This is a genomic window from Candidatus Pelagibacter sp. Uisw_099_02 (assembly GCF_047727625.1).
GTDB lineage: Bacteria > Pseudomonadota > Alphaproteobacteria > Pelagibacterales > Pelagibacteraceae > Pelagibacter.
This window is the reverse complement of the sequence record NZ_CP159822.1, coordinates 656,260-669,960: the sequence shown is the minus strand read 5'-3', so window position 1 is coordinate 669,960 and position 13,701 is coordinate 656,260. Positions and strand designations below refer to the sequence as shown.

Genomic DNA, 13,701 nt, shown 5'->3' with positions numbered 1-13,701 from the left:
AATATTAAGAAATTATCTTAATTTTTTTTTCGATATAAATTTTTTTATCACTTATTTTACACCGATAGGCTAAAAAATTAACACCTGCTTTTTTTGCTAAAAGATAGTTTTCATAATATTTAACATCTATATCTTTTGCTATTTTAAAATATTCCATATTTTGAATTTGAACTAAAAATAGCAAGTATGTTTTGTAACCTTTTTTAATTGCATCAATAAGTGTTAGTAAATGTTTCGACCCACGTGAAGTTATAGCATCAGGAAATTCTGCAATATTTTTTTCTCTAAAAAGAGTTACATTTTTAACTTCAACAAACATTTCATTTTTATTTTTTTTAAGTAAAAAATCAAACCTAGTTTCTTTATTATAAAATACTTCAGGTTTTATTAAGTCATTATTTTTGAGTTCTTTAATCAAATTATTTTCTAAGGCATGTTGAACTATTCTATTAGCCATATGCGTATTAACACCTACTAAATTTTTTCTAGCATTTATTATTTCCAATCCATATTTAAGTTTTCTTTTAGGGTCATTATTAGGAAGTATGTAAACATTGTTTCCTTCATCAAGTAACCCTTTCATTGATCCAGTATTTGGACAATGAGCAGTAACAATTCCTTTATCTAATTTAACATCAGTAAAAAAACGTTTGTATCGTTTGATTAATTTGCCTTTTAATAAAGGTTTGGTAAATTCCATTATTAAATTATACATTTAAAATGAACAAAAAAACCAAATTTAATGCAGCTATATTAATTATAGGTAATGAAATCCTATCTGGAAGAACCCAGGATACCAATACTTCAACTCTAGCAACTTGGCTTAATTCTATTGGGGTAATTGTAGGAGAGGTCAGGGTAATTCCTGATATTGAAAAAACAATAATTGATACACTTAATTTATTGAGAACAAATTATAATTATATTTTTACAACTGGTGGCATTGGTCCTACTCATGACGATATTACTGCAGAATCTGTTTCAAAAGCATTTGGAGTAAAATATGAAATACATAAAGAGGCATATAAGATTTTAGAAGTATATTATAAGCCTGGAGAGTTTAATGAGGGAAGACAAAAAATGGTTTGGATGCCTGAAAATGCAGAACTTATTTTAAATCCTACAAGTGGAGCACCAGGTTTTAGTATTCAAAATGTATTTTGTTTACCAGGTGTCCCATCAATTTTAAAGTCAATGTTAGGTGGTCTTACAAATATAATAGTTGGTGGAGAGCCAATATTAAGTCACACAATAAGTTTAAAAACAGTTGAAAGTGAAATTGCAAATTCATTAACAAAGGTCCAAAATGAGAATAAGGATGTTGAAATTGGAAGTTATCCATTTTTCCAAGCAGGAAAATTAGGAGTTTCAATTGTAATAAGATCAGAAGATCAATCAAAAATTGATAACTGTAATTCACAAATATTAAAGTTTGTAAATGAAAAAAAGATTGAAGTAGTGAAACGTTAAATGCTTTATTTTGCATATGGTAGTAATCTTAATCATTTTCAAATGAAACGAAGATGTAAGGATAGTATTTATTTAAAAAAGATAAATCTTAAGGACTTTAGATTAACTTTTAGAAGCAGATATAGAGCTGCAGATATTGAGCCTAAAAAAAACTCAATTGTACAAGGTGGATTATTTAAAATTTCTAAAAGCGATGAAAAAAAGTTAGATCTCTATGAAGATTATCCCACTTTATATACCAAACATTATTTTTATTATTATGGAAAAAAAGTAATGACCTATATGATGGTAGATAAGTCACCATTTATGTTTCCTACAGAGCGCTATCTTAATATTGTTAAAAAAGGATATAAAGATTGTGATATAAATAAGAATTATCTTAAAAAAGGATTATTAGAATTTTGATTAAAGAAATTTACTTATTAAGCTTGTTCAATTATAAATATTAGCATAAATATTCATGAAATTCATTAATGCCCTCGTGGTGAAATTGGTAGACACAACGGACTTAAAATCCGTGCCTTTTTTGGAGTGCCAGTTCGAGTCTGGCCGAGGGCACCATTAAATGAAAGATAAAATTTATTTAGTTTTTGATAAAACAAAAACTTCAATGAGGATCAGATCTTTTTTAAATAAAAGAATTAAAACAACAACTTTAAAAAAATCAAATATCATAATTGTTTTGGGTGGAGATGGGTTTATGCTTCAAACATTAAAAAAACTATATAGATACAAAAAACCTTTCTACGGAATAAACTCTGGAAACTATGGTTTTTTAATGAATAAATTTTCTAATGAAAATTTTATCAAGAATCTAAAAACTTCACACAGTATCAAAATTCATCCTTTACAAATGAGTGTAAGAACAAAAGGTGATAAAATAAAAAAATCAATAGCTATTAATGAGGTATCTGTTTTAAGGCAAAGTAAACAAGCTTCATCAATCTCCATAACATCTAATACAAAAAATATAATTAAGAATTTAATTTCAGACGGTGTTTTAGTTTCTACGCCAGCTGGGAGTACTGCTTATAATTTATCTGCACATGGTCCTATTTTAAATTTAGATTCTAAAAAATTAGCAGTCACACCGATTAGTCCTTTTAGACCAAGAAGATGGAGAGGTACAATTGTTAGTGATAAATCAAAAATTTTAATCAAAAATTTGGATAGTAATAAAAGACCTATCAGTGCGGTAGCAGACAATTTTGAAGTTAGAAATGTAAAAACTATATCAATTCAATCTAGTAAGAAAATTATTTTTGAATTATTATATGATAAAAATAATAGCCTTCATAAAAAAATCAAAATTGAGCAGGTTAGAAAAGAGACTTCTAATAATTAAGTAGATGATGCCTCCGCACGGAGTCTAACCGCGGACCTATTGATTACAAATCAATTGCTAAAGTTTAATTAAACATTTGTTTGCAACGATAATCTCTAAATATTTTTAGTCTGGTCACAATCTTGGCACAGTGGTAATGTTTTTAAAAAATATGGAGTTGAAATGAAAAGATATGAAAATGGAACAATAAGCATACCTCATAAACAAATGGTTGAATTAAAAAATTCTGGAAAATTAAATCTAGGAATGTTTAATGACATTGCAGTTAAGATTGCAGATAATCCTGATTTAGCACCAAAAGCTAAAAGCTCTGGTGTAGCAATGCACTTTTGGAGTTGGATTGCTGTTGGACAATTTTTATATTCTATATACTGGAGCTTCACAGGATTATGGTGGATCTTTATACCAAGCTTTTTTCTTATGGGAGGTATTCATAAAGCAAATAAAAAAGGTACTAGTCAAAATCTACTTTTTGAAGCTGAAAGAGATAAAGAGTTTTATGAAAAAATAAGAAAATTAGATGGTTGGAATTATGAAGTTGATGAATCTGTAGCAAAAAAATATATAAAGAAATAAAGATATTATCCAATGGATATTTTTGGTGAGATATTTTTATTCTTTATTCTGTTGTTTCTTCTAGGAACTTTATTTAGATTTGCTTTGCCAGCAATCGTAGCTATTCCATTATTAGTATTAGAGAAACTTAAAAAATTAGGAATGCCAAAATGGATATTTTGGATATTAGGGAGTATTGTTGTTTGGGGTGGTGTAGTAGGTTGTTTATTTGTAATAGCTTATGTAGCTGAATTTTTTGGACTATAAAATGAAAAAACTTTTAGGGATCGTGGTTCTGGGTTTAAATAAACTATTATGATTTGCATTAAAGCTGATATTCCAAAAGAATTAAATGAGATTGATGATGAATTAAAAGCCATTTATCATAGCAAAGATACTGTTTGCTTTTATATCTTCAAAACAAGAGATTTAAGAAACGAGTTTGTAGACAAAACTAAAGGTATGGAAAAAACTCAACGTGAAGAAATTTATAAACAATATTTAATATGAAAAAACTTTTAGGAACTGTAGTTCTGTGTTGATGCAAAATAAAAAAAATTGATAGTAGTTTATGGAGATAATTAAATGAACAATAAATTTTTTGAATGGATGGGTGTTGCGACAGCAATTTTGTACTCTTTATTTGTTGCATTAAACATTGGTCTTGAATTTGTTGGTTTTTCATTATTATTATTATCAGCAGCTTTAATAGGTATCTGGGCTTATCGAGGAAAACACAAAGGAATATTATTATTACAATTCTTTTATGCTAGTGCCGGTATCATTGGAATGATTAGATGGTTTTGAACATAAAAAAATTTTAGTGATCACTTGATGTTGGTTCAATACTGGCACAATTAAATTTAAAATTGGATTAAATATTAGTCTAGCAAAAATAATTAGTGTTGATTTTATTGAGTGATGGTGCCCCCGCACGGAGTCGAACCGCGGACCTATTGATTACAAATCAATTGCTCTACCAGCTGAGCTACAAGGGCATGCTGGATTTCTATTAAGAAATCTTAAACTAATCAAGAATTTTTTTTTAAAAAACTCAAATGATGAAATACAATAGCGGCACTATTTGATATGTTCAAGCTTTCAACATCATTATTTATACCAATCTTAACTAAAAAATCTGTATATTTACCTGTATGCTCTCTCATACCAAATCCTTCTGAACCAAATAAAAGAACATTTTTTCCACTCCATTTAATATCAGTAAAATTTTTATCTCCTTTAGCATCAAAACCATAAACCCAAAAGTTTTTTTCTCTTAAGTTTTTAAGTGCTGAATTAATATTGGAAACTTCAAATATATTTAAATGCTCCATACAACCACTTGCAGCTTTATACATTAGTTTACTATCAGAAGGGAATTGTCTTTCTTTAACTATCAAACCATCAATATCAAATGATGCTGCACTTCTTATCAATGAACCGATATTTCTTGGATCAGTCACTTCATCAATACAAACAAATGTTAGATTGCTTTTCCCTTTTATAAACTCTTTTAAATCAGGCTGTTCTAAATGTTCAACTTCAGCAATATACCCACCATGCATCATTTGATCTTTTGAAGTATATTTATCTAATTCTTTTTTTGACTTAAAATAAACTTTAATATCCTCTAAAACATTTTTTTTTGGATTTTTTCTGTGAATATTTTTTTTACTTTCTTCTGTTAAAAAAACTTTTAAAACCTTTCTATTAGGGTTTCTGAGAGCTTCGATAACAGCATGCTGGCCAACGATCAAAAAAGATGATTTATTCATAAGTTTATCATTGTTTTATACGTATTTTACCATTTTTTCACAGTAAATCTCGTGTTGCAATTGCATAAGAAAAATATATAAAACGCATGTTGTTTGAAGTTTTTATTGAACAGGGGACACTTCCCCAATAAGGAGGGGTTCCAGAGCGGTCAAATGGGGCGGGCTGTAAACCCGTTGACTTCGGTCTTCGAAAGTTCGAATCTTTCCCCCTCCACCATTCAATTAATTTTTCTTATAACAATGGAGTGTTATTCTTGATGTTGTGCGGGTGTAGTTCAATGGTAGAACGCTAGCCTTCCAAGCTGGATGTAAGAGTTCGATTCTCTTTACCCGCTCCAAGAAAAAAAGAAATTATTAATAAAACTAAACTGAGGTAAAAAAGTAATGTCAAAAGAAAAGTTTGTAAGAAATAAACCACACTGTAACATTGGAACAATTGGCCATGTTGACCATGGCAAAACAACATTAACTGCAGCAATCACAATTACGTTAGCGGAAGCTGGTGGAGCAAAAGCTGTTGCTTATGATCAGATTGATAAAGCCCCTGAAGAAAAAGAAAGAGGGATTACAATTTCAACTGCTCACGTTGAGTACGAAACTGAAAAAAGACACTACGCACATGTTGATTGCCCAGGTCACGCTGACTATGTAAAAAACATGATCACTGGTGCAGCTCAAATGGATGGAGCTATCTTAGTAGTTAACGCTGCTGATGGTCCTATGCCTCAAACTAGAGAACATATTCTTTTAGGAAGACAAGTTGGTATTCCTTCAATTGTTGTTTACTTAAATAAAGTAGACCAAGTTGATGACAAAGACATGATTGAACTTGTAGAAGAGGAAATTAGAGAACTTTTAACTTCTTATAAATATCCAGGTGAAACAACTCCAATTATTAAAGGTTCTGCATTAGCTGCAGTAGAAAAAAGAGATGATGAAATTGGAAAAAATTCTATCTTGGAATTAATGAAAGCTGTTGATGAATTTATTCCACAACCAGCTAGAGATGTTGACAAACCTTTTCTAATGCCTGTTGAGGATGTTTTCTCAATTTCAGGTAGAGGAACTGTTGCAACTGGTAGAATTGAGTCTGGTGTTATTAAAACTGGTGAAGAAGTTGAAATCGTCGGTGTGACTGAAACTAAAAAATCAGTTTGTACTGGTGTTGAAATGTTCAGAAAACTTCTAGATTCTGGTGAAGCAGGTGATAACGTTGGTATTCTATTAAGAGGTGTTGAGCGAGATGATATTCAAAGAGGACAAGTTCTCTGTAAATCTGGTTCAATTACACCACATACTAAATTTGAAGCTCAGGCTTATGTACTTAAAAAAGATGAGGGTGGAAGACACACTCCTTTCTTTACTAAATACAGACCTCAATTTTACTTTAGAACAACCGACGTAACTGGAGAAGTTACATTACCAGCAGGAACTGAAATGGTTATGCCTGGTGATGACGCTAAATTTACAGTTACTTTGATTACTCCAATCGCAATGAGTGAAAAATTAAACTTTGCTATTCGTGAAGGTGGTAGAACAGTTGGAGCTGGAGTAGTAACTAAAATTATAGAGTAAACTCTATAGGAGTGTAGCTCAATTGGTAGAGTGCCGGTCTCCAAAACCGGAGGTTGAGGGTTCGAGTCCCTCCGCTCCTGCCAAATAAGCTAAACAGTATATTATGAAAAACCCAATAAAATTTATTCAAGAAGTTAAACAAGAAGCTTTTAAAGTTTCATGGCCAACTGGAAAAGAGACTATGCAGGGTGCATTAATGGTATTTGCAATGGCGGTTATCATGTCACTTTTCTTTCTACTCCTTGATCAAGTTCTTAAATTTTTATTGGAAGCTTTACTAAAGGTAAGTATTTAATGAAAAATTGGTATATTGTTCAATCACACTCAAATTTTGAAAATAAAGTTGCTGGGTTGATCAAAGAAGAAGCTGAAAAAGCGAAGATTTCTGATAAAATTGAAGAAATTGTTGTCCCAACACATGACGTAACCGAAGTCAAAAGAGGAAAAAGAATTCAAAGAAAAAAAAAATATTTTCCTGGTTATGTTTTAATAAAAAGTGAAATGGATAATGACCTTTATCATATGATAAAAAACTTAAAGAGAGTTAGTGGGTTTTTGGGCTCAAAAGGCATTCCAGTGCCCGTATCTGATAAAGAAATAGAAAAAATTCTAGGTCAAATAAAAGATGGTGTAGCACAGCCAAAATCTGGTATAGAATACAATATTGGTGAAAAAGTTCAGGTAGTTGATGGTCCTTTTGCATCATTCAGTGGAATGGTTGAAGATATAGATGAAGAGAAATCTAGATTAAAAGTTTCTGTATCAATATTTGGAAGACCAACCCCTGTAGATTTAGAATATAACCAAGTAGAGAAAGTTAGTTAATGGCAAAAGAAATAAGTGGATATATAAAATTACAAATTATGGGAGGACAAGCAAATCCTGCTCCACCGGTTGGTCCAGCATTAGGTCAGCGTGGAATTAATATAATGGAATTTTGTAAAGCATTTAATGATAAAACTAAAGCATTTGCTGGAAAACCAATTCCAGTAATTATTACAGTTTATAAAGATAAAAAATTTGATTTTGAAATTAAATCTCCACCAGCATCTCATTTTATTAAAGAGGCTGCCAAATTAAAAGGTGGATCAAAAGAACCTGGCAGAAGTATTGCTGGATCAATTACAAAAAAACAAGCTGAAGAAATTGCAACACAAAAAATGAAAGATCTTAATGCACATAATTTAGAGCAAGCCGTAAAAATTATTGCAGGTTCAGCAAGATCAATGGGGATAGAGGTTAAAGACTAATGGCATCAAAAAGATTTAAAAAATTACCTGAAAAAACAAAAGACTTACCATCTGAATTGATAGAAAAATTATTACCTGATATTAAAAAAAACTGTACTACGAAATTTGATGAATCAATTGATGTAAGCTTTCAGGTTAACAATAAACAAAAAAAAGGTGAAGTTAATATTAGAACTGTAGTTAATTTACCAGGTGGGAATGGTAAAAAAGTAAAAGTTGCCGTTGTTTGTGAAGACGACAAAGCAAAAACAGCAAAAGATGCTGGTGCTGATATAGTTGGCAGTGATGAATTTATTGAAAAAATAAAAGGTGGTGAGCTAGATTTTGAAAAATTAATTTGCACTCCAGGAATGATGGTTAAACTTTCAAAACTTGGAAAAGTTTTGGGACCAAAAGGTTTAATGCCAAACCCTAAACTTGGGTCTGTTTCTGATGATGTAAAACAAGCTGTAACTGATGCTAAATCTGGTCAAGCTGAAATTAGAAATGATAAAGATGGAAATATTGGTGTTAGTATTGGTAAGAAATCATTTCATGATGATAAATTATTAAAAAATTATTATGCAATTTTAGACACTTTAGAAAAAGAAAAAGCTAACCTTACTTTAAAAGGTGATTTAATTAAAAATACTTTTGTAACATCAAGCATGGGCGTATCTTACAAAGTTAAATTAGGAAAAGTTATATAGTTATGATGAGCAGGGAACAAAAAAAGAATTATATTACTGAGATGGAATCTCAGTTTCAAAACAATGAGGCAGTATTAGTTACTCATTATCAAGGTCTTACTATGTCACAACTTGATGATCTAAGGTCTCAAATGAGAGAACATGGAATTAAATTTAGAATTACCAAAAATAGGATCACTAAACTAGCGCTTGAAAAAACAAAGTGTAAGGACATTTCAAATTTATTTACTGGAGCTACAGCTGTAGCATTTTCTGATGATGCTATTATTTCTGCTAGAATTTTATCAAAATTTGCAAAAACCAATGAAAACCTTAAGCTTTTAGGTGGAGTAATGGGTAGTGAAATTTTAGATCAAGCTGGAGTTCAGAATGTAGCCAATTTACCAACATTGGATGAGGCTAGAGCAAATATAGTTGGAATTTTAGCTGCATCGGCATCAAAATTTGTAAGTATTTTACTTGCACGTTCTGAAAAAATGAGTAGTTTGGCCCCAGAAAATTCTGAAAATAACCCTAAAGAAGTATAAAAAATATGCCTGATCTAAATAAAATTATAGAAGATTTATCAAGTTTAACTGTTGTAGAGGCGGCTGAACTTTCAAAACAACTTGAAGAAAAATGGGGTGTTACAGCTATGGCTGCAGCAGCACCAGCAGCAGCAGCAGGTGGAGCAACTGAAGAAGCGAAAGATGATTTTACAGTTATGTTAATTTCTGCAGGTGATAAAAAAATTAATGTTATAAAAGAAGTTAGAGCAGCAACATCTTTAGGTCTTAAAGAAGCAAAAGACTTAGTAGAGGGTGCACCGAAAGAAGTAAAATCTGGTGTTAACAAAAAAGATGCTGATGAACTTAAGGCAAAATTAGAAGCAGCAGGCGCAAAAGTAGAACTTAAATAAATTAATTAGAAAGAACCTAATTACTGATTAATTTTTAATCAGTAACTATTAATAGATGCAACTATCTTTTACTCAAAAAAAAAATGTAAGAAAAAGTTTTGGTAAGTTAGCTGAAACTTTATCCATTCCAAATTTAATTGAAGTTCAGAAAAATTCTTACAAACAATTAACAGATTTTGATCTTGAAGCTGGAGATTTATCAAAAGGTTTCGATAGAGTTTTTAAAAGTATTTTTCCAATTGAAGATTTAAACGATAAAGCGACACTCGAATATGTTGCTTATAGATTAGAAAAACCAAAATTTGATACAGAAGAATGTATTCAAAGAGGCTTATCTTACACATCGGCACTTAAGTGTACCTTAAGATTAGTTGTTTATGAAATAGACCCAGATAATAACACTAAAGATATTTTATCTGCTAAAGAACAAGAAGTTTACATGGGAGAAGTTCCTATGATGACTGGCAGTGGAACGTTTATAACTAATGGCGTTCAAAGAGTTGTTGTGAATCAAATGCATAGAAGTCCTGGTGTTTTTTTTGATCATGATAAAGGAAAATCTCATGCGAGCGGTAAGCTTCTTTTTAACTGCAGAGTCATTCCCAATAGAGGTTCATGGCTAGACTTAGAATATGACGTTAAAGACTTTTTATATTTTAAAATTGATAGAAAAAAGAAAATATTTTCATCAACTTTACTTATGGCTCTTGGTTTTACTAAGCCTGAAATAGCAGATGAATTTTATGATAAAGAAACTTATTCATTAGATTCCAAAACTGGAAAGTGGAAGACAAAATTTAATCCAGAAAATTATAAAGCTAAAAATTTTTCTGAAGAAGTTATTGATAGCAAAAATGGTAATATTGTTATTAAATTAGGCGATAAAGTTAATTATATAACAGCAAAGAAGCTAGCCAGTGATGGATTAAAAGATATCTTGGTTTCACAAGAATCTCTTTATGGAAAATACCTTCATAGAGATATTAGAGTAAATGATGAAGAAGAGGGAGTTTTTGCAATTGGTACTGAGTTAAATGATACAATTATTCAGCAAATTTTAGAAGCTAATATAAATTCAATTGAAATTTCAATTACAAATTCAATTAATAAAGGACCTTATTTGTTAACAACTTTATTAAACGACAAAAATAATAGTAAAGAAGAAGCAATTTCAGAAATTTATAAAGTTTTGAGACCAGGTGAGCCCCCTACAGTAGAGATTGCTACACAAATTTTTAATAATTTATTTTTTAGTTCTGACAGATATGATCTTTCAGACGTTGGTAGAGTTAAAATGAATTCAAGATTAAACTTAGAATGTTCTGATAAAATTACAATTTTAAGAAATGATGATATTATAGCTATAGTTCATAAAATGCTAGATTTACGTGATGGTAAAGATGAAGTTGACGATATTGACCACCTAGGCAATAGAAGAGTCAGATCAGTAGGAGAGCTTGTAGAAAACCAAGCACGTATAGGTGTTTATAGAATGGAAAGAGCTATTAAGGAAAAAATGACAACCCTTGATATAGAATCTGCTATGCCTCAAGATTTAATTAATGCAAAACCATTGACTGTTTCTTTAAAAGATTTTTTTGTAAGCTCTCAACTTTCTCAATTTATGGATCAAACAAATCCACTATCAGAAATAACACATAAAAGAAGAGTTTCTGCTTTAGGCCCTGGTGGTTTAACTAGAGAACGTGCTGGATTTGATGTTCGTGACGTTCACCCTACCCATTATGGAAGAATTTGTCCCATTGAAACTCCTGAGGGTCCGAATATTGGTCTAATCAATAGCTTATCCACTTATGCAAAAATTAATAAATATGGTTTCATTGAAAGTCCATATAAAAAAGTCAAAAATGGAACAGTCGAAGATAAAGTTGAATATCTTTCAGCAATGGAAGAAACAAAATATACAATCGCACAAGCAAATGCGAAGCTTGATAAAAGTGGAAAAATTTTAGAAGAATTAGTTCCGTGTAGAGAAAACTTAAACTTTGTTTTATCAAAACCTGAAAATATTGATTATATTGACGTATCTCCAAAACAATTAGTTTCTGTTGCAGCATCGTTAATTCCATTTTTAGAAAATGATGATGCAAATAGAGCTCTTATGGGATCTAACATGATGAGACAAGCTGTGCCCTTGCTGAAACCAGAGTCTCCTCTAGTTGGAACAGGTATAGAAAGTGATGTTGCTCTTGACTCAGGTGTTACTATTGTTGCTAATCGTGATGGTACAGTTGATAAAATTGACGGTAAACGAATTGTTATTAAGGCTACTGAAGAAACAGATTTTACAAAATCTGGAGTAGATATCTATAACTTACAAAAATTCAAAAGATCAAACCAAAATACATGCATTAACCAAAAACCATTAGTTAGAGTTGGAGATAAAGTTAAAGCAGGGGATATTATTGCAGATGGTCCGTCAACTAAATTAGGTGAACTAGCGTTAGGAAAAAATGTAACTGTAGCATTTATGCCTTGGCAAGGATACAATTTTGAGGATTCAATTTTAATTTCAGAAAGATGTGTAACTGATGATGTATTTACTTCTATTCACATTGTGGAGTATGAAGTTATGGCAAGAGATACAAAATTAGGTGAAGAAGATATTACTAGAGATATACCAAACGTTAATGAGGAATCTTTAAAAAATCTTGATGAGTCTGGAATTGTATATATTGGTGCTGAAGTTAAAGCAGGTGACATTTTAGTTGGAAAAGTTACCCCCAAAGGTGATTCTGCTTCAGGCCCTGAGGAAAAATTATTAAGATCAATTTTTGGTGAAAAAGCAATTGATGTAACAGATACATCTTTAAGGATGTCTAGAGGTAGCAGTGGTACAATTGTTGATGTTAGAGTTTTTAACAGACATGGAATTGAAAAAGATGAGAGATCAATAACTATAGAAAGAGCAGAAATTGAAACTGTTCAACAAGATAAGATTGTTGAAGAAGAAATTTTAGAAAGAAGTATAAAACAGAGAGCTAATCAAATTCTTTCTGGCGCATCATTAACTAAAAAAATTAAAGATATTGATGTTGGAACCACACTTAATTTAGAAACTATAAACCAAATTAGTATCAATGATGTTTTTAAGATTACTGTAGGAAACCTAAATGATGAAGCAAGTATTGCTCAGTTAAAAGATCAATACAATAAAGCTAAACAAGATATTTTAGAGAGATTTGAGGATAAGGTTCTTAAAATAAGAAGTGGTGATGACTTATTACCAAGTGTTATGAAAATGGTTAAAGTTTTTGTTGCAATTAAAAGAAGATTAAGACCTGGTGATAAAATGTCAGGTAGACATGGTAACAAAGGTGTTGTCAGTAAAATTGTTCCTGTCGAAGATATGCCGTATAGAGAAGATGGAAGACCGGTTGATATTGTTTTAAACCCACTGGGTGTACCTAGTCGTATGAATGTTGGTCAAATATTAGAAACCCATCTAGGATGGGCGTGTAAAGAATTTGGTGAAGAAGTTAAAAGGTTGGTTAATGAAAATAATAAAAAATTTGAAAAAACTGAAAAAATTTCTTCTTTCTTAAAATCGGTCTATGGCAATGAAGTATTTGATGATGGTATCAATAAATTAAATAAAACAGAATTTAAGGATCTTTGTGAAAACTTACAAAATGGTATTGCAATATCAACACCTGTTTTTGATGGTGCTAAAGAAAAAGATGTTTCAGAAATGCTTGAGTTAGCCAAGTTACCAACTTCTGGGCAAACAAATTTATGGGATGGTAGAACGGGAGAAATGTTTGATAGACCAGTTACTGTTGGAATTATCTATATGTTAAAACTTCACCACCTTGTTGAAGATAAAATACATGCTAGATCTACAGGGCCTTACAGTCTTGTTACTCAACAACCCCTGGGTGGTAAAGCGCAGTTGGGTGGTCAAAGATTTGGTGAAATGGAAGTTTGGGCACTTGAAGCTTATGGTGCTTCTTACACTTTACAAGAAATTTTGACTGTTAAATCTGATGATGTAGCTGGAAGAGTTAAAGTTTATGAAACTATAGTTAAAGGTGAAGAAAATTTTGAATCTGGTATTCCAGAATCATTTAACGTACTAGTTAAAGAAATTAAATCATTAGCACTGAACATAGAATTAAATTAA

Annotated in this window: 17 protein-coding genes and 5 tRNA genes; 19 read left to right on the top strand and 3 right to left on the bottom strand. The window is 30.8% G+C overall.

The window, feature by feature from the left end; all coding sequences use genetic code 11:
• Window positions 1–4 precede the first annotated feature (4 nt).
• Complete coding sequence (sfsA, locus tag ABXT47_RS03710) at window positions 5–700, bottom strand: DNA/RNA nuclease SfsA (RefSeq protein ID WP_415307796.1); 696 nt, start codon at window positions 698–700, stop codon at window positions 5–7.
• A 20-nt stretch (window positions 701–720) separates the two neighbouring features.
• Here sfsA and ABXT47_RS03705 point away from each other — a divergent pair, with 20 nt between their 5' ends.
• The 8 genes from ABXT47_RS03705 (at window position 721) to ABXT47_RS03670 (ending at window position 4,177) form a co-directional block, all read left to right on the top strand.
• Window positions 721–1,470: a competence/damage-inducible protein A gene (locus ABXT47_RS03705; RefSeq protein ID WP_415307795.1), complete on the top strand. Its 750-nt coding sequence runs from the start codon at window positions 721–723 to the stop codon at window positions 1,468–1,470.
• Complete coding sequence (locus tag ABXT47_RS03700) at window positions 1,471–1,875, top strand: gamma-glutamylcyclotransferase family protein (RefSeq protein WP_415307794.1); 405 nt, start codon at window positions 1,471–1,473, stop codon at window positions 1,873–1,875.
• A gap of 70 nt (window positions 1,876–1,945) precedes the next feature.
• Window positions 1,946–2,031: transfer RNA gene (locus tag ABXT47_RS03695), tRNA-Leu, on the top strand.
• 4 nt (window positions 2,032–2,035) lie between these two features.
• The gene (locus ABXT47_RS03690) at window positions 2,036–2,815 is read left to right on the top strand and encodes an NAD kinase (protein WP_415307793.1); all 780 of its coding nucleotides are present in this window, start codon (window positions 2,036–2,038) and stop codon (window positions 2,813–2,815) included.
• Window positions 2,816–2,977: 162 nt separating this feature from the next.
• Window positions 2,978–3,391: a hypothetical protein gene (locus tag ABXT47_RS03685; RefSeq protein WP_415307792.1), complete on the top strand. Its 414-nt coding sequence runs from the start codon at window positions 2,978–2,980 to the stop codon at window positions 3,389–3,391.
• A 12-nt stretch (window positions 3,392–3,403) separates the two neighbouring features.
• Entirely contained in the window at window positions 3,404–3,637 is a 234-nt protein-coding gene (locus ABXT47_RS03680; protein WP_415307791.1) for a hypothetical protein, read from the top strand.
• Between the two features lie 48 nt (window positions 3,638–3,685).
• Window positions 3,686–3,880, top strand: a complete 195-nt coding sequence (locus tag ABXT47_RS03675) for a hypothetical protein (protein ID WP_415272484.1) — start codon at window positions 3,686–3,688, stop codon at window positions 3,878–3,880.
• 75 nt (window positions 3,881–3,955) lie between these two features.
• Window positions 3,956–4,177, top strand: a complete 222-nt coding sequence (locus tag ABXT47_RS03670; protein ID WP_415307790.1) for a hypothetical protein — start codon at window positions 3,956–3,958, stop codon at window positions 4,175–4,177.
• A gap of 115 nt (window positions 4,178–4,292) precedes the next feature.
• Here ABXT47_RS03670 and ABXT47_RS03665 read toward each other — a convergent pair.
• Together ABXT47_RS03665 and rlmB are read right to left on the bottom strand one after the other, a co-directional pair.
• Window positions 4,293–4,368 (bottom strand) — tRNA-Thr (locus ABXT47_RS03665).
• A gap of 33 nt (window positions 4,369–4,401) precedes the next feature.
• Window positions 4,402–5,145 carry a 23S rRNA (guanosine(2251)-2'-O)-methyltransferase RlmB gene (gene rlmB / locus ABXT47_RS03660; RefSeq protein WP_415307789.1) on the bottom strand — a complete coding sequence of 248 codons (744 nt, stop codon included), beginning with the start codon at window positions 5,143–5,145 and terminating at the stop codon, window positions 4,402–4,404.
• A 131-nt stretch (window positions 5,146–5,276) separates the two neighbouring features.
• Here rlmB and ABXT47_RS03655 point away from each other — a divergent pair.
• The 11 genes from ABXT47_RS03655 to rpoB all read left to right on the top strand — a co-directional run bounded on the left by ABXT47_RS03655 (window position 5,277) and on the right by rpoB (window position 13,701).
• Window positions 5,277–5,362: transfer RNA gene (locus ABXT47_RS03655), tRNA-Tyr, on the top strand.
• Window positions 5,363–5,409: 47 nt separating this feature from the next.
• Window positions 5,410–5,483: transfer RNA gene (locus tag ABXT47_RS03650), tRNA-Gly, on the top strand.
• A 46-nt stretch (window positions 5,484–5,529) separates the two neighbouring features.
• Window positions 5,530–6,720 (top strand): elongation factor Tu, encoded by a 1,191-nt coding sequence (gene tuf / locus ABXT47_RS03645; RefSeq protein WP_415307788.1) that lies wholly within the window; start codon window positions 5,530–5,532, stop codon window positions 6,718–6,720.
• A gap of 7 nt (window positions 6,721–6,727) precedes the next feature.
• A tRNA-Trp gene (locus ABXT47_RS03640) sits at window positions 6,728–6,803 on the top strand.
• A gap of 20 nt (window positions 6,804–6,823) precedes the next feature.
• Window positions 6,824–7,015, top strand: a complete 192-nt coding sequence (gene secE, locus ABXT47_RS03635; RefSeq protein ID WP_006996799.1) for a preprotein translocase subunit SecE — start codon at window positions 6,824–6,826, stop codon at window positions 7,013–7,015.
• A complete protein-coding gene (nusG, locus tag ABXT47_RS03630; protein WP_415307787.1) occupies window positions 7,015–7,545 on the top strand; it encodes a transcription termination/antitermination protein NusG in 531 nt (176 codons plus the stop codon). Before secE ends, nusG begins: the two co-directional genes overlap by 1 nt.
• Window positions 7,545–7,970 (top strand): 50S ribosomal protein L11, encoded by a 426-nt coding sequence (gene rplK / locus ABXT47_RS03625; protein WP_415307786.1) that lies wholly within the window; start codon window positions 7,545–7,547, stop codon window positions 7,968–7,970. The genes nusG and rplK overlap by 1 nt, the downstream gene beginning before the upstream one ends.
• The gene (gene rplA / locus ABXT47_RS03620; protein ID WP_415307785.1) at window positions 7,970–8,659 is read left to right on the top strand and encodes a 50S ribosomal protein L1; all 690 of its coding nucleotides are present in this window, start codon (window positions 7,970–7,972) and stop codon (window positions 8,657–8,659) included. The genes rplK and rplA overlap by 1 nt, the downstream gene beginning before the upstream one ends.
• 5 nt (window positions 8,660–8,664) lie before the next feature.
• Complete coding sequence (gene rplJ, locus ABXT47_RS03615) at window positions 8,665–9,186, top strand: 50S ribosomal protein L10 (RefSeq protein WP_415307784.1); 522 nt, start codon at window positions 8,665–8,667, stop codon at window positions 9,184–9,186.
• Between the two features lie 5 nt (window positions 9,187–9,191).
• Window positions 9,192–9,557 carry a 50S ribosomal protein L7/L12 gene (gene rplL, locus ABXT47_RS03610; protein ID WP_415307783.1) on the top strand — a complete coding sequence of 122 codons (366 nt, stop codon included), beginning with the start codon at window positions 9,192–9,194 and terminating at the stop codon, window positions 9,555–9,557.
• A 55-nt stretch (window positions 9,558–9,612) separates the two neighbouring features.
• Window positions 9,613–13,701, top strand: a complete 4,089-nt coding sequence (gene rpoB, locus ABXT47_RS03605; protein WP_415307782.1) for a DNA-directed RNA polymerase subunit beta — start codon at window positions 9,613–9,615, stop codon at window positions 13,699–13,701.